Source organism: Rhizobium indigoferae (genome assembly GCF_034554815.1).
In the GTDB taxonomy this organism is placed as follows: domain Bacteria; phylum Pseudomonadota; class Alphaproteobacteria; order Rhizobiales; family Rhizobiaceae; genus Rhizobium; species Rhizobium leguminosarum.
The window spans coordinates 4,701,162-4,726,078 of record NZ_CP140635.1; the positions used below are offsets into that span (position 1 = coordinate 4,701,162).

General features: G+C 62.5%; 21 protein-coding genes. 10 read left to right on the plus strand and 11 right to left on the minus strand.

Going from position 1 to position 24,917, the window contains the following annotated elements; genetic code table 11:
• The first annotated feature begins 7 nt into the window (after positions 1 to 7).
• From U5G49_RS23020 to U5G49_RS23050, 7 genes are all read left to right on the plus strand, one after another.
• Positions 8 to 1,507: a type II and III secretion system protein family protein gene (locus tag U5G49_RS23020; RefSeq protein WP_032981355.1), complete on the plus strand. Its 1,500-nt coding sequence runs from the start codon at positions 8 to 10 to the stop codon at positions 1,505 to 1,507.
• Positions 1,504 to 2,262: a CpaD family pilus assembly protein gene (locus U5G49_RS23025; RefSeq protein WP_018244344.1), complete on the plus strand. Its 759-nt coding sequence runs from the start codon at positions 1,504 to 1,506 to the stop codon at positions 2,260 to 2,262. Before U5G49_RS23020 ends, U5G49_RS23025 begins: the two co-directional genes overlap by 4 nt.
• 14 nt (positions 2,263 to 2,276) lie before the next feature.
• Positions 2,277 to 3,554 (plus strand): AAA family ATPase, encoded by a 1,278-nt coding sequence (locus tag U5G49_RS23030; RefSeq protein WP_047617511.1) that lies wholly within the window; start codon positions 2,277 to 2,279, stop codon positions 3,552 to 3,554.
• 131 nt (positions 3,555 to 3,685) lie between these two features.
• The gene (locus U5G49_RS23035) at positions 3,686 to 5,161 is read left to right on the plus strand and encodes a CpaF family protein (protein ID WP_047617509.1); all 1,476 of its coding nucleotides are present in this window, start codon (positions 3,686 to 3,688) and stop codon (positions 5,159 to 5,161) included.
• A gap of 5 nt (positions 5,162 to 5,166) precedes the next feature.
• Positions 5,167 to 6,174: a type II secretion system F family protein gene (locus tag U5G49_RS23040; protein WP_193446457.1), complete on the plus strand. Its 1,008-nt coding sequence runs from the start codon at positions 5,167 to 5,169 to the stop codon at positions 6,172 to 6,174.
• A gap of 15 nt (positions 6,175 to 6,189) precedes the next feature.
• Positions 6,190 to 7,176: a type II secretion system F family protein gene (locus U5G49_RS23045; RefSeq protein ID WP_193446456.1), complete on the plus strand. Its 987-nt coding sequence runs from the start codon at positions 6,190 to 6,192 to the stop codon at positions 7,174 to 7,176.
• 197 nt (positions 7,177 to 7,373) lie between these two features.
• Positions 7,374 to 8,006: a LysE family translocator gene (locus U5G49_RS23050; protein WP_193446455.1), complete on the plus strand. Its 633-nt coding sequence runs from the start codon at positions 7,374 to 7,376 to the stop codon at positions 8,004 to 8,006.
• 48 nt (positions 8,007 to 8,054) lie between these two features.
• On the opposite strand, the gene U5G49_RS23055 is transcribed toward U5G49_RS23050, so the two are convergent.
• Positions 8,055 to 8,879 carry a tetratricopeptide repeat protein gene (locus U5G49_RS23055; protein ID WP_130653419.1) on the minus strand — a complete coding sequence of 275 codons (825 nt, stop codon included), beginning with the start codon at positions 8,877 to 8,879 and terminating at the stop codon, positions 8,055 to 8,057.
• Positions 8,880 to 9,021: 142 nt separating this feature from the next.
• On the opposite strand from U5G49_RS23055, the gene U5G49_RS23060 reads away from it, so the two are divergent.
• The 3 genes from U5G49_RS23060 to U5G49_RS23070 all read left to right on the plus strand — a co-directional run bounded on the left by U5G49_RS23060 (position 9,022) and on the right by U5G49_RS23070 (position 11,913).
• Complete coding sequence (locus U5G49_RS23060) at positions 9,022 to 10,413, plus strand: leucyl aminopeptidase family protein (protein WP_193446454.1); 1,392 nt, start codon at positions 9,022 to 9,024, stop codon at positions 10,411 to 10,413.
• A 280-nt stretch (positions 10,414 to 10,693) separates the two neighbouring features.
• On the plus strand, positions 10,694 to 11,044 hold the full coding sequence (locus tag U5G49_RS23065) for a MarR family transcriptional regulator (protein WP_003544522.1): 351 nt from the start codon (positions 10,694 to 10,696) through the stop codon (positions 11,042 to 11,044).
• Positions 11,045 to 11,055: 11 nt separating this feature from the next.
• Positions 11,056 to 11,913, plus strand: coding sequence for a C40 family peptidase (locus U5G49_RS23070; protein ID WP_193446453.1), 858 nt, complete (start codon positions 11,056 to 11,058; stop codon positions 11,911 to 11,913).
• Here the strand turns inward: U5G49_RS23070 and U5G49_RS23075 are convergent.
• The 10 genes from U5G49_RS23075 to U5G49_RS23120 form a co-directional block, all read right to left on the minus strand.
• The gene (locus U5G49_RS23075; RefSeq protein ID WP_131702098.1) at positions 11,906 to 13,297 is read right to left on the minus strand and encodes an amidase; all 1,392 of its coding nucleotides are present in this window, start codon (positions 13,295 to 13,297) and stop codon (positions 11,906 to 11,908) included. The genes U5G49_RS23070 and U5G49_RS23075 overlap by 8 nt on opposite strands.
• A 36-nt stretch (positions 13,298 to 13,333) precedes the next feature.
• The gene (locus U5G49_RS23080; RefSeq protein WP_193446452.1) at positions 13,334 to 14,200 is read right to left on the minus strand and encodes an ABC transporter permease; all 867 of its coding nucleotides are present in this window, start codon (positions 14,198 to 14,200) and stop codon (positions 13,334 to 13,336) included.
• A 3-nt stretch (positions 14,201 to 14,203) separates the two neighbouring features.
• The gene (locus tag U5G49_RS23085; protein WP_193446451.1) at positions 14,204 to 15,151 is read right to left on the minus strand and encodes an ABC transporter permease; all 948 of its coding nucleotides are present in this window, start codon (positions 15,149 to 15,151) and stop codon (positions 14,204 to 14,206) included.
• Between the two features lie 107 nt (positions 15,152 to 15,258).
• Positions 15,259 to 16,788, minus strand: a complete 1,530-nt coding sequence (locus U5G49_RS23090; RefSeq protein WP_193446520.1) for an ABC transporter substrate-binding protein — start codon at positions 16,786 to 16,788, stop codon at positions 15,259 to 15,261.
• 150 nt (positions 16,789 to 16,938) lie between these two features.
• Complete coding sequence (locus U5G49_RS23095; protein ID WP_018447954.1) at positions 16,939 to 17,859, minus strand: LysR family transcriptional regulator; 921 nt, start codon at positions 17,857 to 17,859, stop codon at positions 16,939 to 16,941.
• A 54-nt stretch (positions 17,860 to 17,913) separates the two neighbouring features.
• Positions 17,914 to 18,909 carry a P1 family peptidase gene (locus tag U5G49_RS23100; protein ID WP_193446450.1) on the minus strand — a complete coding sequence of 332 codons (996 nt, stop codon included), beginning with the start codon at positions 18,907 to 18,909 and terminating at the stop codon, positions 17,914 to 17,916.
• 129 nt (positions 18,910 to 19,038) lie between these two features.
• Entirely contained in the window at positions 19,039 to 19,233 is a 195-nt protein-coding gene (locus tag U5G49_RS23105; protein WP_003544544.1) for a hypothetical protein, read from the minus strand.
• A 522-nt stretch (positions 19,234 to 19,755) separates the two neighbouring features.
• Entirely contained in the window at positions 19,756 to 22,683 is a 2,928-nt protein-coding gene (locus U5G49_RS23110; RefSeq protein WP_193446449.1) for an aminotransferase, read from the minus strand.
• Positions 22,684 to 22,802: 119 nt separating this feature from the next.
• Positions 22,803 to 23,687 (minus strand): formyltetrahydrofolate deformylase, encoded by an 885-nt coding sequence (gene purU / locus U5G49_RS23115; RefSeq protein WP_018244360.1) that lies wholly within the window; start codon positions 23,685 to 23,687, stop codon positions 22,803 to 22,805.
• 210 nt (positions 23,688 to 23,897) lie between these two features.
• The gene (locus U5G49_RS23120) at positions 23,898 to 24,914 is read right to left on the minus strand and encodes an acyltransferase family protein (protein WP_193446448.1); all 1,017 of its coding nucleotides are present in this window, start codon (positions 24,912 to 24,914) and stop codon (positions 23,898 to 23,900) included.
• Positions 24,915 to 24,917 lie beyond the last annotated feature (3 nt).

The window sequence follows — 24,917 nt, forward strand, 5'->3', positions numbered from 1 at the left end:
CGTGCAAATGGGCAATTCAACGCGGCGCGCCGGACCTCTCCTGACAGGTTGCCTTTCGCTGGCAATCGGAGTCTCCGGTATAGTGCCCGCCTCTTTCGTTCCGGTTCTCGGCGCAGGCGAGGCGCGCGCCGATTCCGATAGCCTGGTCCGGATCTCGCAGACCGGCTCCAATGCCCATCGCCGGCTGAAGCTCGGCCTCAACAAGGCCGTCGTCGTCGATCTGCCGGAGGACGCGCATGATATCCTCGTCTCCGATCCGACCATGGCCGATGCTGTGACCCGCACCTCGCGGCGCATCTACCTGTTCGGCAAGAAGGTCGGCCAGACCAATATCTTCGTCTTCGGAGCCGGCGGACAGGAGATCGTCAATCTCGATATCGAGATCGAGCGCGACGTCTCCGGCCTCGAGGTCAATCTCCGCCGCTTCATTCCCGACTCCAACATCAATGTCGAAATCGTCTCCGACAACATCGTGCTGACCGGCACGGTGCGCACGCCGCAGGATGCCACGCAGGCGGCCGATCTGGCGCAGGTCTTCCTGAAGGGTGGGGAGGCGACGACCAGAACTGAGACGGCATCCGGCACCGGCGGCGACAGTTCGGTGGCGCTATTTGCCGAAGGCCGCCAGACTTCGCAGGTCGTCAACCTCCTGCAGATTGAGGGCGAGGACCAGGTCACCCTCAAGGTGACGATCGCCGAGGTCCGCCGCGAGGTGCTGAAGCAACTCGGCTTCGACAATCTGGTTTCCAATTCCTCCGGCATGACGGTCGCCCAACTCGGCAGTCCCGGCACCGACAGTGCCACATCGACGGTTGGCGGCGGTCTGGCGGCGCTCTTCAAGAGCTCGATCGGCAAATACGATATTTCGACCTACCTCAACGCGCTGGAGCAGGCCAAGGTCGTCAAGACGCTCGCCGAGCCGACGCTGACGGCGATATCGGGCCAGGCCGCGACCTTCAATTCCGGCGGTCAGCAACTTTATTCGACGACCGACAGCAACGGCAACGTCACCGTCACGCCGTTTAACTACGGTATCAACCTCGCCTTCAAACCGGTCGTGCTGTCATCGGGACGCATCAGCCTGCAGATCAAGACCAATGTCTCCGAACCGGTGGCCGGCAGCGGCAACGCCACCTATCAGCGCCGTTCGGCGGAGACTTCGGTGGAGCTGCCCTCGGGCGGTTCGATCGCGCTCGCCGGTCTTATCCGCGACAACGTTTCTCAGACGATGGGCGGCACACCAGGCGTCTCGAAGATCCCACTGCTCGGGACGCTCTTCCGCCAGAAAGGTTTCGAGCGTCAGGAAACCGAGCTCGTCATCATCGCAACGCCCTATCTGGTACGTCCGGTGGCGCGCAATCAGCTCAACCGGCCGGACGACAATTTCAGCCCCGAAAACGATGGCGCAACCTTCTTCCTCAACCGTGTCAACAAGGTCTATGGCCGCAGCGAGGCGCCCGTCGCCGACGCGCAGTTCCACGGCTCGATCGGGTTCATCTACAAATGAGCGGGGCACGATCGGCAGCATTGGCAGAAAACAGAGATCAGGCGATGGCCCATATGAATTCGACGACACCCCACCTCGGAATCTCGAAGGCGCTTTTGGCCGCAGCCGCCATTTCGGTGGCCGTCCTTTCCGGATGCGCCGGCCCGCACGACCAACTGACGACCGGCGGCATTCCGGATGACTACCGCGCCCGCCACCCGATCATCGTTACGGAGGCGGAGCAGACGGTGGATATACCCGTCGCCTCGACCGATCGCCGCCTGACCATCGCCCAGCGCGATCTCATCCGCGGCTTTGCCGCAAACTACATCTCGCGCGCCTCAGGCCCGGTTTACGTGCTGTCGCCGCAAGGTTCGCCCAATGCGGCAGCAGCCTATCAGCTGCGCAATCAGGTCCGTGCCGAGCTGGCGTCGCGAGGGATCGCAAGCTCGAAGATCGTCAACACTTCCTATGCCGCCGCCGGCGCGGGCGATGCGGCGCCGATCCGGCTGAGTTTTACCGGCACCACCGCGATCACCACGCAATGCGGTCAGTGGCCGAAGGACATCTCGAACGATTTGACCAACCAGAATTACTATAATTTCGGCTGCGCCTCGCAGAACAACCTGGCCGCCCAGATAGCCAATCCGGAGGATTTGGTGGCGCCCCGTGGCATGACTCCGATCGACGCGCAGCGGCGCAACAATGCGATCCAGGAATACCGGACGACGACATCGACGATCGAAGATGTTGCCGACAGCAACAGCGGCTTCTGAGGCGGAACGGAACGATGAGCGCGATCGAATACGAAATAAGGAATCCCAGCGAGCTTCGCAACGCCGAGGAGGCGGTGCGTATGGCGGATCTGGAAAACATGCGGCCGCTGCCGCGCATCTCCGTCCATGCTTTCTGCGAGAGCGAGGCCCTGCAGCATGTCATGGAACGCTGTGCCAATGATCGGCGCGTGGCGAAGGTCAGCATGCGCATCACCAGCGGCGGCATCGCCGCTGCCGCCAATATGTTTTCTGGCGCCCCGACGCCGAACCTCATCATCCTCGAGACCAAGGCGAATGCCGCGAACCTACTCGCCGAACTCGCGCCGCTTGCCGCCGTCTGCGATCCGACGACCAAGGTCGTCATTATCGGTTATTACAATGATATCGGGCTTTATCGCGAGCTCATCCGCAACGGCATTTCCGAATATATGGTCCAGCCCGTCGCCATGCCCGATATCCTTGCGGCGATGGCCTCGATCTTCGTCGATCCGGACGCCGAGCCGCTTGGCCGCAGCATCGCCTTCATCGGCTCGAAGGGTGGCACCGGTGCCTCGACCATCGCGCATAATTGCGCCTTCGGCATTTCCAATCTCTTCTCCACCGAGACGATCCTCGCCGATCTCGACCTGCCCTATGGCACGGCGAACATCGATTTCGACCAGGATCCGGCCCAGGGCATCGCCGAAGCGGTCTTCGCGCCCGATCGTCTCGACGAAGTCTTCCTCGACCGCCTGCTGACGAAATGCTCCGAGCATCTGTCGCTGCTTGCGGCACCCTCGCTGCTCGACCGGGCCTATGATTTCGACGGCCAGGCTTTCCAGCCGGTGCTCGATGTTCTGCAGCGCAGCGCGCCTGTCACCGTGCTCGATGTTCCGCATGCATGGTCGGAATGGACGCGCTCAGTGCTGTCGAGCGTCGACGAGGTGGTCATCACAGCGGTTCCCGATCTCGCCAACTTGCGCAACGCCAAGAACATGCTGGACGCGCTGCGCAAGATGCGGCCGAACGACAGGCCGCCGCATCTCATCCTCAATCAGGTCGGCATGCCGAAACGTCCGGAGATTTCGCCGTCGGATTTCTGTGAACCACTGGAGATCGATCCGATCGCGATCATCCCCTTCGACATCAATCTTTTCGGCAACGCCGCCAATAGCGGCCGGATGATTTCCGAAGTCGACCCGAAATCGCCGACGGCGGAAACATTTTCGCAGATATCGCACATCGTCACCGGCCGGGTCGCAATCAAGAAGGCGAAGAAAGGCGGCCTGCTGGGCCTCTTGAAGCGCAAGTAGACGATGAGCAATTCCAGCAAAAGTGTGCAGCGGTTTTCGTCCGGAATTGCGTGAAAACTAAAAGATAGAGCATTTCCTTGACTCGGAGAGATCGGGAAATGCTCTAGAACGAGCAGATTGGATCGAGCGGTATGTTTGGAAAACGCGGAAACGAAGGTTCCGGAAAGGTCGGAGGGGCGATTGCTCCGCCGCCGCCGGTTCCGGCCGCCGCCCCTGCGGCCTCTTCCCCCTCCATTCTGGTCGAACCCTCGCGCGAGCCCGTGCGCCAGCAGGTGACGCCACCGCCAATGCAGACGCCGCAGCGCAAGCGCCCGGCCCGCACCGATGAATATTACGACACCAAGGCGCAGGTCTTTTCCGCGCTGATCGATACGATCGATCTCTCGCAGCTTTCCAAGCTTGACGGTGAAAGTGCGCGTGAGGAAATCCGCGACATCGTCAACGACATCATCACCATCAAGAACTTTGCGATGTCGATCTCCGAGCAGGAAGAGCTGCTCGAGGATATCTGCAACGACGTCCTCGGCTACGGCCCGCTGGAGCCGTTGCTCGCGCGCGACGATATCGCCGATATCATGGTCAACGGCGCCGGCCAGACTTTCATCGAAGTCGGCGGCAAGACGATTGAATCGGAGATCCGCTTCCGCGACAATGCGCAGCTTCTCTCGATCTGCCAACGCATCGTCAGCCAGGTCGGCCGCCGTGTCGACGAATCGAGCCCGATCTGCGACGCGCGCCTGCCGGATGGTTCGCGCGTCAACGTCATCGCGCCGCCGCTGTCGATCGACGGGCCGGCGCTCACCATCCGCAAGTTCAAGAAGGACAAGCTGACGCTCGATCAACTCGTCCGTTTCGGCGCGATCACGCCGGAAGGCGCAACCGTGCTGCAGATCATCGGGCGCGTGCGCTGCAACGTCGTCATTTCGGGCGGCACCGGCTCGGGCAAAACGACGCTGCTGAACTGCCTTACCAACTATATCGACAGGGATGAGCGCGTCATCACCTGCGAGGATACGGCCGAACTGCAGCTGCAGCAGCCGCATGTCGTGCGCCTCGAAACGCGCCCGCCGAATATCGAAGGCGAGGGCGAAATCACCATGCGCGATCTCGTCAAGAACTGCCTGCGCATGCGTCCCGAGCGCATCATCGTCGGCGAAGTGCGCGGACCGGAGGTTTTCGACCTGCTGCAGGCGATGAACACCGGTCACGACGGTTCGATGGGCACGATCCACGCCAACACGCCGCGCGAATGCCTGAGCCGTATCGAATCGATGATCGCCATGGGCGGCTTTACCTTGCCGGCAAAGACGGTGCGCGAGATCATTTCCAGCTCGGTCGACGTCGTCATTCAGGCGGCACGCCTTCGTGACGGTTCGCGCCGCATCACCCAGATCACCGAGGTGATCGGCATGGAAGGCGATGTCATCATCACCCAGGATCTGATGCGCTACGAGATCGAAGGCGAGGATGCGAACGGTCGCCTGATCGGCCGGCACATGTCGACCGGCGTCGGCAAGCCGCATTTCTGGGATCGCGCCCGCTACTTCAACGAGGAAAAGCGTCTTGCCGCCGCCCTCGACGCGATGGAAGCGAAAACCAAGGAATAGGTGAGATGTTCGGGTTCGATCCGGTAGTGCTGGCAATCGTCGTCCTCGCCGCCGTCTCCGCGGCGGCGGTCGCCTATGCCCTGTTGTTTTCGAAGATCGAGGCCGACAAGAAATCGGCGAGTCGCATCAACCGCGTCAAGTCGGCCGAAAGTGACCGCGTCAAGGTCAAGGCTGCCCGTGACCGGGTGCAGGAACTGTCGAAGCGCCGCAAATCGGTGCAGGACAATCTGAAGGATCTGGAAAAGCGCCAGCACGAAAAGACCAAGAAGACCCTGTCGATGAAATCCCGGCTGGTGCAGGCCGGCCTGACGATCACAGTGGCGAAATTCTATCTCATCAGCGCCATCTTGGCCTCCGTGCTGCTGTTCGTCGCCTTCGTCGTTGGTGTATCGTGGATGGTCATGGTCGGTATCGCCGTCGTCGCCGGTCTCGGTCTGCCGCGCTGGGTTCTCGGCTTCCTGATCAAGCGCCGCCAGACCAAGTTTCTCAACGAGCTTCCCAATGCGCTTGACGTCATCACGCGCTCGATCAAATCGGGTCTGCCGCTCAACGATGCGATCCGCCTTATCGCCACCGAAGGCACCGACCCGGTGAAGAGCGAATTCCGGCGCGTGATCGAGGCGCAGCAGGTAGGCCTCAGCATCCCCGACGCCTGCGCCCGCATGACGCTCCACATGCCGCTCCAGGAAGTCAACTTCTTCGCCATCGTCATCGCCATCCAGTCGCAGGCCGGCGGCAATCTGTCGGAAGCGATCGGCAACCTCTCGAAGGTACTGCGCGAGCGCAGGAAGATGAAGGCCAAGGTCTCGGCGCTGTCGATGGAAGCCAAGGCATCGGCGGTTATCATCGGCGCTCTGCCCTTCATTGTCGCGACCCTCGTCTATCTTACCTCGCCGAATTACATGATGATCCTTTTCACCGATCCGCGCGGCCATTTCATCATGGGTGTCTCGGCAATCTGGATGTCGATCGGCATCTTCGTCATGCGCAACATGGTCAATTTTGACATTTAGCCGGAAGGAAGCACCATGTCGCAGGACCTTGCCGCAACGCTGACCAATTCGAGCATGCTGATCGCCGTATTCGTTGCGATCGCCGTCTTCGCCACCTTTTACACGATCGCAATTCCTTTCTTCGAGCGCGGCGATCTCAACAAGCGCATGAAGGCAGTTTCGACTGAGCGCGAGCAGATCCGTGCTCGCGAACGCGCCCGCATGAATATGGAAACCGGCGCTGGCAAGGCCTCGCTCAGGAGCCAGAACAATCGCTCGGTCCGTCAGATCGTCGAGCGCTTCAACCTGCGTAAAGCGCTCGTCGACGACAATACGATCAACAAGCTGCGTGCCGCGGGGTTTCGCTCGGAGAACGCGCTGAATACCTTCCTCGTGGCGCGTTTCCTGCTGCCCTTCCTTTTCCTGACGCTTGCCGCTGTCTGGGTCTTCGGCCTCGGCAACCTCGCCGGACGAGGCACGCCCATCCGTCTCTTCGCCATCATCGGCGTCGGTTATCTCGGCTTCTACGCGCCGAACATCTATATCTCGAACCGCATGGGCAAGCGCCAGCACTCGATCAAGCGCGCCTGGCCGGATGCGTTGGACCTGATGCTGATCTGCGTTGAATCCGGCATCTCGATCGAGGCCGCGATGCGTCGTGTGTCGGAAGAGCTCGGCGAGCAGTCGCCGGCGCTCGCCGAGGAGATGGTGCTGACCACGGCCGAGCTCTCCTTCCTGCCGGATCGCCGGGTGGCGCTCGAAAATCTTGCAATGCGCACCCAGATCGAGCTGGTGCGCTCGGTGACTCAGGCGCTGATCCAGGCCGATCGCTACGGCACGCCGGTCGCCCAGGCGCTACGCGTTCTCGCCCAGGAAGGACGCGACGAGCGCATGAACGAAGCGGAAAAGAAGGCGGCCGCCCTGCCGCCGAAACTGACGGTGCCGATGATCCTGTTCTTCCTGCCGGTGCTGATCGCCGTCATTCTCGGTCCGGCCGGCATCCAGGTGGCAGACAAGTTCTGACGGCTGCGCCGGCGCCGGAAAGCGGATACCGCTTCCGGCAGAGGACGATGTGCATCAAGGACTGTCGGTCCGATCCGCCGTCGGCAAACGCGCGTGACCGCCGCCGGCAGAGCTGGTAAATGGGATGGACGACCATCGCAGCCGCGGATGCAACCGCAGCGCTCTGGCGTTCGTTCAATCCAAAAGAGAGGTTTCCGATGTCTTCTGCGGGCATTTTCGTCAGCATCATGGCAGCCTTGGCGGTCGGCGCGATGAGCCCCGGCCCGAGCTTCGTCGTCGTCTCCAGGATTGCCATCTCGCGTTCGAGGCTGGATGGCCTTGTGGCCGCACTCGGCATGGGCGCCGGCGGGGTCGTTTTTGCCGTGCTGGCGCTTGCCGGGCTGACGGCGCTGCTGTCGCAGTTCGAATGGCTCTATATCCTGCTGAAGGTCGCAGGCGGCGCCTATCTCGTCTATATCGCTGTCAATATCTGGAGGAGCGCCGGTCAGCCGCTCGAGGTCTCCGACGCCGTCAACGGCAATCGCGCGCCGAGATTGAGCTTCATGACCGCGCTGCTGACCCAGCTCAGCAACCCGAAGACCATCATCGTTTATGCCAGCATCTTTGCCGCACTTTTACCGAGGACGGTGCCGGTCAGTCTCATCGTCGCGCTGCCGCTCGGCGTGTTCGTCGTGGAGGCGGGGTGGTATTCGATCGTGGCCTTCGCCTTTTCGGCCCGCCGCCCGCGGCGGCTCTATCTTGCCGCCAAGAGCTGGATCGACCGCACCGCGGGTGCCGTCATGGCCGGCCTCGGCCTTCGGCTCATTCTCGCGGGCGTAAGTGATCGATAGGCTGGCGCGCGAGTGACTTCGGACGCTTCAAGCTCAGAGGAGATCCGGTCAGTTGGTATTGCTGTCGCTCGGCGTCTTGTCCTTGGCGGCGAGTTTCTGCCAGGAATTCTGCTGCGAGAGCATGCCTCTAAGATAGGCGACATTGGCGTCGGCCTGCTGCGGCGAAAGTTCGCGCCGGGCGATCTGCTCGGCTTCCGGGAATCGTCCCTGAAGGCCGACGACGAGGGCAAGGTTCTGCCTGACACGGCTGTCGGCTGTGGGTTGGCCGGCGGCGGAGCGCAGGTAGGTTTCGGCCGTGCGCAAATCGCCGGTCAGCACATAGGACATGCCGAGGTTGGAAAGGATGGAGGGCTCGTTCGGCTGGATGTCGAGCGCGTCGCGGTAGCGCTGCCTGGCATCGCTTGCCCGGCCCATCTGGTCGAGGATCGCGCCTTGGGCCGAAATCAGCTTCCAGTCCGGACGGTCGGGTGTCTGGGCGCGGCCGATCGTGTCGAGCGCCTGCTGGAACTGGCCGGCCGCCGCCTGCGCCTTGCCGTAGGCGGCCAGCACGTTGCGGTCGCCGGGATTGGCGATGGCCACTTGCTGCATGACGGCGAGCGCCTGGGTGTCGCGGCCGTTCATGCGCAGCAGATTGGCATAATTGACGCCGGTGACGGGATCGCGCGGGTTCTTTTCGTAGGCCTGGCCGAGCCGGTCCGTCGCCGAGCGCAGCTCCGTCGCGTCCATCTCCTCAACCGGCTTGGTGAGCTTCGGCACCGAGCCGGTTGTCATCCGGTCCTTGGTCGTCGAGCAGCCGGCAAGCGCAAGGACGATCAGCGAGGCCGCAGCGCCCTGCAGGATACGATTCGTGAATGTGGTGAGCGAGGCAGGCATGATGCGTTCCTGGATTCCGAAATCGGCGCCTGACCTCGAAGCGGAACAGGGAAAGGTTTGACGCAATCTTCGCTCCAGCAATAGTCTGTTAACCCTAACAGACCGTTAAGGAACGATTCCTTACGACCGCCGAAGGACAATCATGGCCCCCTATCAGTTCATCGAGAGACCGACCCCTTTCAATACGAAGGGCGGTTTGACGCTGCCGATCTTTGCCGTCACGCCTGCCCATATCGAGACCGGCACGATCGATCCGATCGCGCTCGATTGGGCGCGCCGGGCAGGCTACAAGGCCGAAAGTGGGTCGCTGCTGCTGATCCCGACGGCCGAAGGCCATCTCGGCGGCGCGCTTTACGGCCTCGGCACCAATCCATCCGAGCAGCCTTACATCACCGGCCGGCTCGCTCGTGCGCTGCCGGCCGGCGACTGGCACATCGAGACCGCGCCGCTGACGGCAAATCGCCTGGCTCTCGGCTTTGGGCTCGGCAGCTACCGTTTCGACCGTTACAAATCCGAAAAATCGCCGGCGGCGACGCTGATGATCCCCCGTGATGCCGACGCCGCCGACATCAAGCGCCAGCTCGCCGGCGTCTTTCTCGCCCGCGACCTGATCAATACGCCGACGAATGACATGGGGCCGGTACAGCTCGAGGCCGTTTTCCGTGGCCTGGCCGGACATTACAAGGCGGAGATATCGGTTATTACGGGTGACGACCTGCTCAAGCAAAACTTCCCGCTGGTCCATACCGTTGGCCGCGCCAGCGCCGATGCGCCGCGCCTTCTCGAACTGCGCTGGGGCAAGAGGGGCCATCGCAAGGTGACGCTCGTCGGCAAGGGCGTCTGCTTCGACACCGGCGGTCTCGACATCAAGCCTGCCGCCTCCATGCTGCTGATGAAGAAGGACATGGGCGGCGCGGCGAATGTCATGGGGCTTGCCCTGATGATCATGGACGCCAAGCTGAAGGTCGACCTGCGCGTCATCGTCCCTGTCGTCGAAAACGCGATCTCGTCCAATGCCTTCCGGCCCGGCGACATCTATCGGAGCCGCAAGGGCCTGACCGTCCAGATCGACAATACCGACGCCGAAGGCCGTTTGATCCTTGCCGATGCGCTTGCCTATGCTGACGAGGAAGAGCCCGATCTACTGATCGATATGGCGACGCTGACCGGCGCTGCCCGCGTTGCCCTTGGCCCGGATCTCCCGCCCTTCTTCACCGACGACGCCAATCTGGCGCATGACCTGACCGAAGCGAGCCTGGAAACCGACGATCCGATCTGGCGCCTGCCGCTCTATTCCGGCTACGAAAAGGATATCCGCACCAAGTTCGCCGATCTTACCAATGCCCCTGCCGGCGGCATGGCGGGGGCGATTACCGCAGCCCTCTTCCTCAAGCGTTTCGTCAGCAAGGCGAAGAGTTGGGCGCATTTCGACATTTACGGCTGGGCTCAAGCCGAACGACCACATTCGCCGGGCGGCGGCGAGGCACAGGCGATCCGCGCGCTCTTTCACCATATCCGCGAGAGCTTGCGCTGATGCCATGCTAAAGCGCGTCGCGATCTTTCAGATCCGCTCCTTGCGCTTTAAGTCTTTGTTTTACGCATGTCGTATCGCAAAACCGCTGCACACTTTTGCGCAACATGCTTCAGAAATAAGCGCTGAGGCGCATCGCGTGATCCCTGTTCACGCGCTGCGCCTCGCTGCCGATCGTTAAAATTTTATTCACCCTGCCGGGCGGCAATTTCCAGCGCCCCTTGCATGTGCATGGCAACTACCGGAAAATGGAACGCTAGCGTAACGATCTTCCGGAGGGGCCGTGCCGATCGAACTGACCGCCTCGCAGGCGCTGGGGCTCTGGCATGGCGCGGCGCTCGATCAGGTCCGCCACGACGATCGCGATTTGACGTTGCGCCAGATGGCGATCCTGCTGCATATTTATCTGGTGCCGCCGCCGCACACGGTGCGCGGGCTTGCCGCCACACTTGATGTCACCAAGCCGGTCATCACCCGCGCCTTGGATACGATGGGCGAGATGGGTCTGGTCGACCGCGTGCGTGACGATGCCGACCGGCGCAACGTGATCATCAAGCGCACCGTCGGCGGTGCGCTTTACCTGGAAAAGCTCGGCGATCTCATACGAGATCAGGCCCGCCGGCTGCCGATCTGAAAGGAACGCGAATGACGATGCTCGACCGCCGCCTGCATGCCTACCGGCCTGATCTCGCGGAAGCCGGCCTCGAAGGCAAGGTCGAGGCGTCGCGCTTTGTGAAGGGCGCGCCGGCGCGTGTCGCCGTTCCTGTCCTGGCCGTGCGCCCTGAACCGGACCTTGCCCGCGGCATCGATACGGAACTGCTTCTCGGCGAGGATTTGACGGTTTTCGACCGCGCCAAAGGCTGGTGCTGGGTGAAAGCCGCCGCGGACGGTTATGTCGGTTATGTCGCGGCGGACGCGCTCTTAGAAGGCAGGCCGGCGCCGACCCATATCGTCACCGTGCAGCGCAGCTTCGTCTATCCCGAACCGGAACTGCGCAGGCCCCACCAGGCCATCGTGTCGATGGGAAGCCGCGTCTACGTCGCCGGCGAGGCGGAAGCGCGAGGCAATCGCTACGTCGTGCTCGAGGACGGAACGGCGATCTTTGCCAAGCACGTCCAGCCGATCGGCGCTCTCGATGGCGCCGATTACGTGGAGATCGTCGCCCGTTTCCTGGAAACGCCCTACCTCTGGGGCGGACGTTCCGGCCTCGGCATCGATTGCTCCGGCCTCGTCCAGCTGGCGATGCTGATGACGGGCAGAGCTGCGCCGCGCGATACCGACCTGCAGGCAGCAAGCCTCGGCCAGCCGATCGACCGCTCCGAAATCCGCCGCGGCGACCTCGTATTCTGGAAGGGCCATGTCGCCGTCTTCGAGGATCCGGAAACCATTCTACACGCCAACGGGCATAGCATGACGGTGGCGCGCGAGAATTTCGCGGCCGCCGTCGAGCGCATCGGCTGGCTCTACGAGCAACCGACCGGCTATCGCCGCCCGATCAGCTGATCGGAGGCCGCGGCCAGGATCTTACCCCGCCGGTCCAGTCTTCGAAGGCTTTCGACAGCCTCAGCACCCGCATGTCGTCGAAACGCGGCCCGACGATCTGCAGGCCGATCGGCATCCCTGATCGGGAGAAACCACAATTGATCGACGCGGCCGGCTGCTCCGACATGTTCCACGGCACGGTGAAACCGATATGCTCGAACGGCAGGGCCGGATCGTTGGTCGGCGATGCCCATTCGGCCGGATAGGAGATGATCGGATTGGTCGGCGAAAGCAGGGCGTCGACCTCGGTAAACAGCTGTCCGCAGCTCTTGCGCATCTCGATCGTCTGGTTGAAGCCCCTGACCGCATCGACACCGCTGATGTCGGCGCCGCCCATCGCCCAATCCCTGATATAGGGCAGGATGCTGTCGCGCCTGTTGTCGTCGAGCTCGGCGATATCGCCCCAGAACCGGGACCGCCAGAATTTGTCGAGGCCATCCAGCATCGCGCGCGTCAGCACCGGCTGGACTGATACAATGGTCGCGCCGGCCTTCTCGAACTGTTGCGCCGCCGCTTCGACTGCGACCCTGATCTCGTCCTCCACCGTAAGCCCGCAGCCGGCATCGAGCATTAGCCCGATCTTCATGCCCGATAGGTCGATGTCGAGATCCATCCAGTTGAAATCGTTCGGCGGCAGACTGGTGCCGTCGCGCCAGTCCGGCCGTGACAGCGTCGCCATCGAAAAGGCCGCATCCTCGACTGTACGCGCCATCGGCCCGACGCAGCGCCCGACATAATAGGGATCGGCCGGAATGCGCCCATGGCTCGGCTTGAAGCCGAAGATGCCGGTCCAGCCGGCGGGAAGGCGCACCGAGCCGCCGATATCGGTGCCGATATGCAGCGGTCCGTAGCCGGCCGCCGCCGCTGCGGAAGCCCCGGCGCTCGATCCGCCGGGATTCTGCGCGGTGTTCCAGGGATTGCGGCTGAGAGGATGAAAGCTCGAAAGCCCGGAGGAAAGCATGCCGTAATCGGGGCAGGTCGTCTTGGCGAAGATCACCGCGCCGTCTTCGCGCAGTCGGGCGGCGGCCGGTGCGTCGGCGTCCGCCGGCTTCAGTTCCACTGCCCTCGTGCCGAGCGGCACCGGCTGGCCCTTCGTGGCGATCAGCTCTTTCAGCGTCACCGGGATGCCGTCGAGGGGGCCCAGCGTTTCTCCCTTGGCCCAGCGCTCCGTCGACGCTTTCGCCTGCGCGCGCGCCGATTCCGGATCGTAGAGGTAGAGCGCCGAAATCGAAGGCTCCCAGGCCGCTATATGGCCTTCGAGGGAAAGCCAGTATTCGAGAGGGGAGAGGCTCTTATCGGTGAAGCGCCGCCTGAGTTCGCGAATGGTAAGGTCGGTTTCGGTCATGGCATGGTCTTTCGGGCTTTTCGTCTTGGGAGGACATCAGCGGCTCGCCTCGCGCGGGTCGAGCAGATCGCGCAAACCGTCGCCGAGCATGTTGAAGCCGAAGACGGTGAGCGCGATGGCAAGGCCGGGCAGGATCGCCAGCCAGGGGGCGAGCGCCAGATAGGTTTGCGCATCGGCAAGCATCCGGCCCCAGGTCGGCGCCGGCGGCGCCATGCCGAGCCCAAGGAAGCTGAGCCCCGCTTCGGTGAGGATCGCCAGCCCCAGCTGGATCGCGCCATGCACGATGATCTGGCTCATGATATTCGGCAGCACATGGCGTAGCGAAATGGTCAGGCGCGTATTGCCGATCGCGCGCGCCGCCGTCACATAGTCGCGGCTCCAGGCCTGCAGCGAGGTCGCGAGTGTGACGCGGGCAAAGACCGGGATCATGAAGACGGCAATCGCGGTGATCGCGGTGAACCGCCCCGGCCCGAGAAAGGCGCCGAGCACCATGGCGGACAGGATCGGCGGCAAGGCGAAGATGACGTCGCAGATGCGCATCAGCAACGCCTCGAAAGGACCGCGGATCGCCGCCGCCGAAATGCCGGCGATCGAGCCGAGCGTCCCGCCGATCGCCACCGCGGTAATGGCGATCGACAGTGAATTCCAGCAGCCTGCCATCAGCATCGAAAGCACATCACGGCCGAACTGGTCCGTGCCGAGCAGGCCGAAGGCAAGCGGTGGCTGTAATTTGTGGATGATCTGCATTTTCGCCGGCGGCAGCGGCGTCCAGACAAGCGACAGCAGTGCAACGGTGACCAGCAGCCCGATGATGACAGCCCCTGAAATCAGGTTCATTCGCCGGCTAAGTCTAAAGACCCGGCGGCGGCGGCTCATGATTGCGGTGGATACGATCGGTGCCATGCGTCAGGCCGCCTTTCTCATCCTGGGATCAATCGCCAGATAGGAGAGATCGACGATGAAATTCATCACGATGACAAGGCCTGCGAAGAACAGCACGACATCCTGCATCACGATGATGTCGCGCTGGGAGAGCGCCTGCAGCGCGAGCCGCCCGAGGCCGGGCAGGTTGAAGACGTTTTCCACCAGCACCGCGCCGGCGACGAGAAAGGTGAATTGCAGCCCGATCATTGTCAGGATCGGGATCAGCGCGTTCGGCACGATATGCCGCCAAAGCACTGCACTGCGTGACAGTCCCTTCGCCACGGCGGTGCGGGCAAAATCCTCATGCATCGTATCGAGCACCGCCGAGCGCGCCACCCGCGTCAACACGCCCGCTTGCGGCATCGCCAGCGCGACGGCGGGCATAACCAGCGCCTGCAATGCCGGCATCAGCCCGGAGCTCCAGCCCGGGAAGCCGCCGGCCGGCATCAGCCCGAGCATCGTCGAAAATAGAATGATCAACAGCAGTGCCACCCAGAAGGCGGGCACGGCGATGCTGACCTGCGAAAACAGCGTTGCGATGATGTCGAAGACACCGCCGCGGCGCGAGGCGGCCAGCACCCCGAGCGGCAAGGCAATCGCCACAGAAAGCATAATCGCCATCAGCGCCAGCGGCAGCGTCACTGCCAGCCGCTCGACGATCAATCCCGCGACTGGCACGCCATAAGTTAAGGAATTGCCAAGATTGCCGGAGAGCACGCCGGTCAACCATTGCCCGTAGCGCAGCAGCAGCGGCTGATCGAGCCCGAGATCGTGGCGCAGTGCGGCAAGCGTTTCAGGTGTTGCCGAGGTGCCGAGCATGATCGAGGCGGGATCACCGGGCAGAAGATCCATGACGGCGAAGATCAGCAGTGAGACGACGACGAGGGTGACGAGGAGACCGGCGAAGCGGCGGGCGAGGAGTGAGATCATGCTTGCCACACTTTCGATGTGGAACGGGGAGGGCTGCGACCGGCATCGAACGGTTCGTTATGCGGCTTCCCCTCGTTCATGCCTCTCAATCCGCCTTAACTGTTCGCCTACTCGTCCCAGGAAACGCCGGAGAGTACGTTGGAAGGGATCGGCTCGTTCTCCCACAGTCCCTTCAGCTTCTTGTCCCAGACGCCGAGTTTCGGCATGACGAAGAGGTAGAGCGCCGGCACGTCCTCGGCGAGGATCTTCTGCGCGTCGCCATAGATCGCATTCTGCGCGGCGGGATCGGTCGTCTCTTGGACCTTCTTCATCAGCGCGTTGAAAGCGGGGTTCTTATAATTGAAATAATAGGGATCGCGGGCATAGATGTCGATGTCGAGCGGTTCGGCATGGGCAACGATCGTCATGTCGAAGTTGCGGTCCTTCATGATGTCCTGGACCCATTTCGCCGGAAATTCGGTCGGCTCGATATTCATCGTTACGCCGATCTCGGCAAACATCGCCTGCATCACCTGGGCGCTGCGCGGCGCATAAGCCATCTGCGGCGATTTGATCGTGAAGGTGAAGCCGTTGGGATAGCCGGCTTCGGCGAGCAACGCCTTCGCCTTCTCGACGTCGTAGGGCAGCACATTGGTCGTGTCCTGATACCCCGGATCGTTCGGCGTGTAGTGGCTGCCGATCGGTGTGCCGAGGCCCGACCATGCGCCGTCGATTACCGTCTTGCGGTCGATCGCCATCATCAGCGCCTGGCGGACGCGTTTGTCGTCGAACGGCTTCTTGGCATTGTTCACGCCGGCAACGACCTTGAGCTCGGTATTGCCGATCTTGGTGACCAGCCTCGCATCGCCGTCGAAAGAACTCATCAGCTCAGGCGCGGCAAATTCCGGAAAGGCATCGAGATCGCCGGATTTCAGCGCAGCCGCCTGCGCCTGCGGATCGGCGATGAAGCGGAAGGTCACCGTGTCGAGCTTGGCGGCCGCATTCTTGTTCCAATAATCGGCATTCCTGGCGAGTTCGACCTTGTCGCCCTTCGCCCAGCTGGCGAATTTGAACGGACCGGTGCCTACTGGCGTCGTCTTGTCGTCGGCAGCCGTCTTCGGTGCGACCATCACCGAGGCTGGCCAGCCGAGCCAGTAGATCAGGCTGCCGGTCGGTGCCGAGAGATGCAGCACCAGCGTTTCGGCATCGGGCGTATCGACCGAGGCGATCGAAGCGAAGAAGCGCTTCTGCGGATTGACGGAATCGGCGCCGCGGGCGCGGTCGAGCGAAAACTTGGCAGCAGTGGCATCGAAGGCCTGACCGTCATGGAATTTGACGCCGGTCTGTAGCTTGAACGTATAGGTCAGGCCATCGGGAGAGATCTCCCAGCTTTTTGCCAGCTGCGGCTGGATCTTGCCGGCCTGGTCGATCGTCACCAGCCCCTCGAACACGTTCTGCCAGGTCACCTGGCCGATTGCGACTGGTGCTGCGATCGTCGGGTCGAGACCGGTTGGCTCGACGCTCATGCCGAGATTAAGCGTGGTCTTCGCCGCCTCGGCCGGCGTCATCGCCGTCATCACCAGGCCGGCCGAAAGCGCAGCACCGAGCGAAAGCCGCCGGGCGAAACGCGCTGAAGGCGCAAACGAAAGCTTGATCATCATGTTCCCTTATCTGGCCGCGCGTCGATGACGAAGACCTTTTGCGAGGAGAGTGACACTATGCCGGTGCACACACAATGACGATTTTGTGTGCTCAGTGTAGCCGAAAAAGCTACACCGCAAATCTGCGGGCAATGCAAGCGCGAAGCGTCAGTCTTTCGTCTCGGTCCGGCGGTTCGTGCGCTCGCGCATGAACCTCTCGATGAAGTCGAGCAGTTTCGTCGCGGCGAAGGACAGCTGCCGGTCCGGTGCAACGCAGAGATCGACATGGGTGCGGATGCCGGTCTTGCCGGCGAGCGGAATGGCAAGGAGCTGACCCGCCTCGATCTCGCGGCGGACAGTCAGCGCTGGCAGCAGCGTGGCCGCAGCCCCGCTGAGCACAAGTTCCTTCAGCATTTCGAGCGAGCTGGTGACGAAGACGGGATCGAGGCTCAACCCCTCCTTCTCGAACAGCGCGTCGAAAGCCTGGCGGAAGCCGAAGGATTGATCCGGCAGCGCCAATGCGTAGTCGGCGAGTTGCCCGATAGGGATCTCGGCATGCGCGGCGGCCGGATGCTGCGGCGTGACGATGAGATCATAGGCGATCTCGGAGCGCAGCCGCACCTTGGTGCCGGACATCGGTGGCGCAAACAGCGTCACCGCAATATCCGCCTCGGCGCTGTTGACCGCATCGACCGCCTGCCGCGCGCTGGTGATTGTCACGGTAAAGCGCAGCTTCGGATATTTCAGGCTGAATTCGGCAAGCGCCGGCGCCAGCAGATTGGCGACGGTCGCCCCATTGGCATAGATGCTGACACGGCCGCGCTGCAGGCCTTTAAGATCTTCGATCAGCTGCTGCACGTGATCGAGTTCGCGCAGCGTCCGGCCGGCGCGGGCAGCAAGCAGTTCGCCGGCGGCCGTCAGCTTGACGCCGCGGGCGCTGCGTTCGACGAGCGGCGCGCCGAAATGATATTCGAGGTTCTCGATCTGCCGGCTGATCGCCGTCGGCGCGACATTGAGATTCTCGGCCGCCTGGCGCATCGAATTGGTCCTGACCAGCTCGTCGAAATACATCAGCGCCCGGATCTGCATTCACGTCTCTCCGCCATTCGGCACGTTGTGGGTTCCGGTTCCGACCGTATTCAATCAGTGGCCATTCGGGTAGCGGTCGCGCCAGGCCTTTTGCGCGCCCTCAACCGGAAGGGCGGTCGCGGCATAGACGCCACGGGCGATCGCCCGCGCCATGACGATGGTCGCGAGGTGGCAAAGCTCCATCAGGCTCACCATGTCGTCTCTTCGATGCTTGGCCGTCGAAGCGGCAAAGACGGTGTCGCCGTCGAGCGGCAGATGCGCCGGCAGCAGTGCTCGGGCGAGGCCGTCATGGCCGGCGAGCGAAAGCCGGTGCGCCTCGGCCTTCGTCAGCTGCGCATCGGTCACAACAGCGCCGATCGTCGTTGCCGGCGTGTTCATGCCCTTGAGCCGCATCCGGTGGTCGGCCACATCAGGCATGCCGAGCCCACCGAATTCCGCATCCTTTTCAAAAGGCGCCGCCCAGAAATGCGGTCCGTCGCCGATCGTTGCGGAGCCCAGCGCATTGACGGCGACGATCGCCGCAACGCGATGCCCGGTGCTGCTGACGGCGCTGGCCGAGCCGAGCCCGCCCTTGACGGTGGCCGTCGTCGCTCCTGTGCCGGCACCTGTCGTGCCGAGCGCGAATGCGCCCTTGGCGGCGGCCTTCAACGCCGCATAGCCCATATCGCGATAGGGCGAGTGAAGGCCCCAATCCTTGTCGCCGCCATTCAGCAGGTCCATCAGAATCGCCTGTGGCACGATCGGAATGCGCAGCGGCCCGACTACAAAACCGCGGCCGAGTTCGCGCAGGCCCGCCTGCACGCCGCCGGCGGCATCCAGCCCGAAGGCCGAGCCGCCGGAGAGCACGAAGGCATCCACGGCATTGACGGTCATCGACGGATCGAGCAGGCCGGTGTCGCGCCCGCCGGGCGCACCGCCGAGCACCGTGCCGGATGCGACGGCCGGTTCGTCGAAGATGATGACCGTGACGCCGGAACCGAGCGCAAGGTCGGTTGCATGGCCGACGGAAACGCCTTCGATGTCGGTGATGAGGTTCAGAAGATCGGGCAAGGGCGGATCCTTATGCGGAAAGGCCGCCGATAGGACTGCAATTGCCCTCAAAAAACAAGACCGGCCCCATTTGGCGGGACCGGTCGGACATCGGGAAAAGCCGCGAATGCCAATAGCGGCCTCATGCCCTCAGGCATGAAGCGGCTTCGGATGACGGCGGGTCATCAGGTCATGGATGGCCAGCCGCACCTCGTCGGGCGAGCCGAAACGCTGCTCGTCGAGGTCGTGGACATGAAATTTCACGGCGATGAACTTCAGCCGGTCTTCATCGGGAATGACGATCCCGACGGGAACGCCTGCATATTCGATAACTTGCTTCTTCATAGATAGAACTCCTGCCGCGCGACATGCGCAGCCATGGCGAATTGACTTGTCTGGTACCGTTGAAAGGAGGACGAACGTCACATTCGACAGTTCGGGCGGGAGAGGGCGCCCGGACGGTCATTGCCAAGCACAGATCGCCCAAGGAGATCGGCGAGAATATCGATGTCTATCATGCTCGTTCCTTGTGTTGGCGTTGCACTTGAGAGGTCCCGGTACAGCCCGGGGCCGGTGATGGCTGTCTTCAATAATCTACTATCTTGGTAGAGATTACCCGATAGCCTGTCGGAAACATATTCCGAAACGTGTCAAAATATCGACGATCCGAAAAAATTCATTCCGTCGCAGCCCGAACTTGCAGAAAGAAACATATCAGTCCTTCGTTAAATTCGCATGACAGAATCGGAAGTTCGATCGATCACAGCGGCAGACATAGGAAGCCTTGCTGTATCAGGCAATGGCCCGTTTCATTAAAAATCGCCATGCCTCGAAATGACCGATTTGGTTAATGCTGGAAGCCCCGTGTCACCAGCCTTCTTCGAGCACCTTCTCCAGCATGTCCGCGAAAAAATCTGCGCTGTCGATGCTGAGGCAGAGCGGCGGTTTGATCTTCAGGACATTTTGGTGATCGCCGGTCGGCTGCATGATGACGCCGAGTTCGAGAAGCCGGTCGCAGATTGCAGCCGTCTCTTCCGTCGCCGGCTCCAGCGTCGTTCTGTCGCGGACGAATTCGAGGCCGAGATAGAGGCCCATGCCGTGCACGGCGCCCGCAATCGGATGACGGTCGATCAGCGCGGCGAGCCGCGCCTTCAGATGATCGCCGACTGTCCGGGCATTTTCCTGCAGCTTTTCCTCGGCCATGATGTCGAGCACCGCCATGCCGGCGATGCAGCTGACGGGGCTGCCGCCCGTGGAGGAAAAGAAAGAGCCCTCCTTCTCCAGCGATTGCGCAATCTCCCGCGTGGTGATGACGGCGCCGAGCGGATGGCCGTTGCCCATGCCCTTGGCGACGGTGATGATATCAGGCACGACCCCTTGCTGCTCGAAGCCCCAGAAATAATGTCCGAGCCTGGCATAGCCGACCTGCACCTCATCGGCGATGCAGAGGCCGCCGCGAGCGCGTACCTGCGCGTAGATTTCCCTGAGATAACCGTCCGGCAGCGGAATGCCGCCGGCATTGCCGTAGACCGATTCGGCGATGAAGCCCGCAAGGCCTTCGCCCGCAGCATCAATTGCTTCCAGCACCGGCGTCGCCATGCCGAGATAATCCGCTGCCGTATCGGGACCACGGAAGTCGCCGCGATAGGTGTTCGGCGAAACGACGGTATGCACCCAGTCCGGCCGGGTGGTCGGTGCCTGCGGATTGTCGGCGATCGAGGTGGAGACGGCGTCGCTCGCTGCTGACCAGCCATGATAGGCTTCGAGCAGGCAGAGCATGTTGCGCGCGCCGCTATGGGCTTGCGCCAGCCGAAGCGCCAGATCGTTCGCCTCCGAGCCGCTGTTGACCAGGAAGACCGCGTCCAGCCCGTCCGGCGACAGGGCGGCGAGGCGTTCGGAAAATTCCGTGATCGCGGCATAGTGGAAGCGCGAATTCGTGTTGAGCCGCAGCCATTGGGCGTGGATCGCTGCCGCGAACCTGGGATGGCCATGGCCGAGAATGGTGACGTTGTTGACCATGTCGAGATAGGCGCGGCCCTCGACATCGAACAGATGCTCCCGCCAGCCGCGCTCGATCTGCGGCGCCGCCGCGTAATAGTTCTTCTGCGGCCTTGCGAGATGCGCCTGCCGCCTGGCGAGCAGTTCGGCGGCATCAGATCTCGGTGCATCGGCTTCCGGGCTGAGAAGGAGCGAGGGTGAGGGGCAGAGCGCCGACCAGGCCGCAGCCGTGCGCGGCGTGGCAAAAAGCGGCGGTTCGAGACCTGCGACGCTGCAAAGCTGGACGCGCAGCCCGCCGAGCGACGCAGCCTCTCCGAAAACCGTGCCGAGCGGATCGCCGGCGGCCACCTCAGCTCCATCCTCGACCGAGAGATCGAGCCCATCGAGATGCAGGGTCATGCTGTCGCTGGCAAGCGTCAGATGCTGGTCCTTCCAGCCGATGCGACCGGCAAAGGGTGCAGCAATCGCGTTGCCTGCCGCGAGGCAAATGTCGATATGCAGGGCGCAGGTTGCCTGTCCCGTCGCATTTCCCAAGCTCGCGCGGGAAAGCCGATATTCGCCATAGCGCGTCGCTGCGATGCCGTTTTCCGTTGCCACGCGGGCAAGCAGCCGCCAGTCCATGTCGGTATTCAGCCAATTGCCGGCGGAAAAATGCGGGCTCCGCACCCCAAGATCGACAAAGGCGATCCCGGCGGGATCGATGTCCGGCAGCAACGGCAGCCATCCCGATGTTTCCGGGGCGGCGACATTTGCGCCGGCCGCCTTGAGGATCGCGGCTTCCATCAGTTCGAAGGGAACGGACATCGCCGTATCGAAGATCGCCCGCTCGTGCTTGAGGTTGCCGCGGACATAGTCATTATCGGGATCGACCGAAATCTGCTGCTCGCTGCTGGCGACGAGAATGACCGCGCGCGCGACGGTCAACGGCCAGAGCGCCTTCAGCTCCTCCTCGGTCAGCGGATAGATCGCCTGATAGGCGGTGACGGCTGGCAGGATATAAAAAGGGTCGCCATCCGCCTGATGCAGCAGCGAAGCGCATGTGACGGCGAGGTCGCCGACCAGCCAGCCGCGGATGATGTCGCCGAAATCGATCACCCCGTCGGGGATCGTATGGCCACGGGCGTTGCGGTGGCCGACGACATTGTCGCCGGTGACGTCATGATGCACGGCCTGCAGCCGAAGCGATGCCGCCAACGGCTGGATGCGGCGGATGGCCATCACCATGGTCTTGGCGATCCGGTCGCGCGCCGCACTGTCGGTGATCGCGGACAGCAGCTGCACCGCGACCGGCCCGGCGCGCCTGAGATCCCATTGCAGGCTGCGGTCGAGACCAGGATGGTTGAAATCGGCAAGCGCTAGCGCCAGCCTGGCGCAGAGCGCGCCGAGGGCCGCAACGGAGGCCGGCGCCAGATAGGTCAGTTCTGTCAGCCCCTGGCCTTCCAGATATTCCAGCAGCCGGACCTGATAGCCCCGCCCGCGCACGGTCAGGACGACGATCTCCCGCCCGTCATTGGTGGGGATCACCTGCGGAACGCGCGGCGCATCTTGCCGGCTTTTGAGGTGACGGATCGCCGCATTCTGCGCTTCGAGCTCGCGGGTCTCGTAGGCTGCATGGCAGATCTTCAGGACGTAGCGGCCACGATCGTTATCGACGCGATAGTTTCGATCCTGCTGGCTGCCGAGTTCGGTAAGCGTGCCGGAGAGGCTGTAATGAGCAAGGAGTATCTCTTCCGCGTCGCTAGCGGTGACGTCGGGACGCGGCAGCGCCATGCGATCAACAAGCGCCTCGTCGGTCATGACACCCCTCCGCAGCATGATTCGATTACCTATTGAACGAGATAATCAAGTACTTGCCGCCGGCAGGCAACGGGAGATTGTCATTCGCCAGCAAAAGAGATGCAGGGTCTAGGCGGCGCTCAACCCATGCGTTCGGAAGCGTAGCCGCCGGGGCTTGCCGGAAAGACCACGGTGCGGTTGCCGTTCAGGAAGGTGCGGTGGTGGATGTGAGCGTGGATGGCGCGGGCCAGCACCTGGCTTTCGACGTCGCGGCCGATCGAGACATAGTCGTCGGGCGACTGTGCATGGGTGATGCGTGCCGTGTCCTGCTCGATGATCGGGCCCTCGTCGAGATCGGCGGTGACGTAATGCGCCGTCGCCCCGATCAGCTTCACGCCGCGGCCGTAGGCCTGCTTGTAAGGGTTGGCGCCCTTGAAGCTCGGCAGGAAGGAATGATGGATGTTGATGATCCGGCCAGACATTTTCTGGCACATCGCATCCGAAAGCACCTGCATGTAACGGGCGAGAACGATCAGCTCCGTACCCGTCTGTTCGACGATATCCATGATCTGGCCTTCGGCCTGCAGTTTGTTCTCCTTCGTCACCTTGATGTGGTGGAAGGGGATGTCGTGGTTGACCACGACCTTCTGGTAATCGAAATGGTTGGAGACGACGCCGACGATATCGATCGGCAGTGCGCCGATCTTCCAGCGGTAGAGCAGGTCGTTGAGACAATGGCCGAAGCGCGACACCATCAGCAGCACCTTCATGCGGGCGTTGCCGTCATGGATCTCGGCATCCATGGCGAACCGCTTGGAGATCGGCTCGAAGCCTTCCTTGAGTTCGGCAAGGGGCACGCCTTCCTCGGAGATGAAGCTCACCCGCGTGAAGAACTTGCCGGTATCCAGATCGTCGAACTGGGAACTATCGACGATGTTGCAGCCCTTGTCTGCCAGATAGCTCGAAATCGCCGCGACGATGCCGCGTGTCGATTTGCAGGATACCGTCAATACGTAACTTGTCATGTCTTTCCCTCTCCAAGGCCGCCGCCGTGCTTAGATCAAAGCCCGGGCCGCGAATAGGCCGGCGCACTTTCATTCATGCGACAAATTGCAAGAGAAACCATCACGTTTCTGCAAGTTCTCTCATTTGCCAAGGTTGAAGCTTAGGAGAAGTTGCGCGAAAAACTGTACCGTCAGCGCCGCTTGGATGCGTATTCTCGCCTTCGACGCGCTTTAGGCCGGCGGGCGGCTCGCCACCGCAACCTTCCGGCGCGGCGAGGTGATCTCATGGATGATCGCACCGCCGATCGACGAGAGCACCAGCGAGAGGATGACGAAGAGCACGGGCTGCTGCAGTATGCCGATCGGCAGCCGATCGGCGGCGACCCTGAGAAAAGCCAGCGTGAAGGCGTGGGTGATATAGATGCTGTAGGAGCAGTCGCCGAGGTAGTTCAGCCATCCCACAACCGGCAGCCTGGAAAAATCGATGGAGATCGCGCCGTAGATGATGAAGATCGCTGGGATTCCCCAGGCGTAGAACCGGCTTTCCGGCGGCATCAGCGCCTCGTTGATGAAGAGAAAGGCGAAGCCGATGGCAAGGGCTGCCCAAGCCCAGCGGTTCGGTAGCAGGACCTTCTGTCCGTAGAGCCAGCCGAGCACGACACCGGCGAGAAACTCCAGCATGATCGGCTCGCGGTAGAACCGGCTCACAGTCGTTTCCGGCAGCAGCCGGCAGGTGATCAGGATAACGGCAAAGACGGCAAACATCGCCGGGATGCGGCGAACTTCCTGCAGCGGCAGCAGAAGCGCAAAGACCAAGTAGAAGAACATTTCGTAATTCAGCGTCCATCCCGGAACGACCACCGGCGTGATCGTGCTGGGATCGGCGGGATTGGCCCATGGCAGGAACAACAGCGAGGCGATGAGATGCGGCAGGTCGAACACCGTCGATTTCAACAATGACGGGGCCACCAGCGCCACAGTCGCCGAAAACAGCGTCGCCAGCCAGTAGAGCGGCACGATCCTTTTGATGCGCCGCCGGGCGAAATCGACCGGGCTCATCGCGCGTCCGCTCGTCGTCAGCCACATCACGAAACCGCTCAGGACGAAGAAGATGTCGACGCCGGTTTCGCCATAGATGAAGGCGGTGGCGTCGACCGCGGGATTGACCTTGGCAAGCTGCAATATCGCGTGGAAATAGACGACCATCAGCGCCGCGATGGCACGCAGATATTGAAGCTGGACAAGCATCGA

Coding starts and splice junctions, on each gene's coding strand:
- U5G49_RS23020 (WP_032981355.1), top strand. CDS start 8: ATGGGCAATTCAACGCGGCGCGCCGGACCTCTCCTGACAGGTTGCCTT.
- U5G49_RS23025 (WP_018244344.1), top strand. CDS start 1,504: ATGAGCGGGGCACGATCGGCAGCATTGGCAGAAAACAGAGATCAGGCG.
- U5G49_RS23030 (WP_047617511.1), top strand. CDS start 2,277: ATGAGCGCGATCGAATACGAAATAAGGAATCCCAGCGAGCTTCGCAAC.
- U5G49_RS23035 (WP_047617509.1), top strand. CDS start 3,686: ATGTTTGGAAAACGCGGAAACGAAGGTTCCGGAAAGGTCGGAGGGGCG.
- U5G49_RS23040 (WP_193446457.1), top strand. CDS start 5,167: ATGTTCGGGTTCGATCCGGTAGTGCTGGCAATCGTCGTCCTCGCCGCC.
- U5G49_RS23045 (WP_193446456.1), top strand. CDS start 6,190: ATGTCGCAGGACCTTGCCGCAACGCTGACCAATTCGAGCATGCTGATC.
- U5G49_RS23050 (WP_193446455.1), top strand. CDS start 7,374: ATGTCTTCTGCGGGCATTTTCGTCAGCATCATGGCAGCCTTGGCGGTC.
- U5G49_RS23055 (WP_130653419.1), bottom strand. CDS start 8,879: ATGCCTGCCTCGCTCACCACATTCACGAATCGTATCCTGCAGGGCGCT.
- U5G49_RS23060 (WP_193446454.1), top strand. CDS start 9,022: ATGGCCCCCTATCAGTTCATCGAGAGACCGACCCCTTTCAATACGAAG.
- U5G49_RS23070 (WP_193446453.1), top strand. CDS start 11,056: ATGACGATGCTCGACCGCCGCCTGCATGCCTACCGGCCTGATCTCGCG.
- U5G49_RS23075 (WP_131702098.1), bottom strand. CDS start 13,297: ATGACCGAAACCGACCTTACCATTCGCGAACTCAGGCGGCGCTTCACC.
- U5G49_RS23080 (WP_193446452.1), bottom strand. CDS start 14,200: ATGGCACCGATCGTATCCACCGCAATCATGAGCCGCCGCCGCCGGGTC.
- U5G49_RS23085 (WP_193446451.1), bottom strand. CDS start 15,151: ATGATCTCACTCCTCGCCCGCCGCTTCGCCGGTCTCCTCGTCACCCTC.
- U5G49_RS23090 (WP_193446520.1), bottom strand. CDS start 16,788: ATGATCAAGCTTTCGTTTGCGCCTTCAGCGCGTTTCGCCCGGCGGCTT.
- U5G49_RS23095 (WP_018447954.1), bottom strand. CDS start 17,859: ATGCAGATCCGGGCGCTGATGTATTTCGACGAGCTGGTCAGGACCAAT.
- U5G49_RS23105 (WP_003544544.1), bottom strand. CDS start 19,233: ATGAAGAAGCAAGTTATCGAATATGCAGGCGTTCCCGTCGGGATCGTC.
- U5G49_RS23110 (WP_193446449.1), bottom strand. CDS start 22,683: ATGACCGACGAGGCGCTTGTTGATCGCATGGCGCTGCCGCGTCCCGAC.
- purU (WP_018244360.1), bottom strand. CDS start 23,687: ATGACAAGTTACGTATTGACGGTATCCTGCAAATCGACACGCGGCATC.
- U5G49_RS23120 (WP_193446448.1), bottom strand. CDS start 24,914: ATGCTTGTCCAGCTTCAATATCTGCGTGCCATCGCGGCGCTGATGGTC.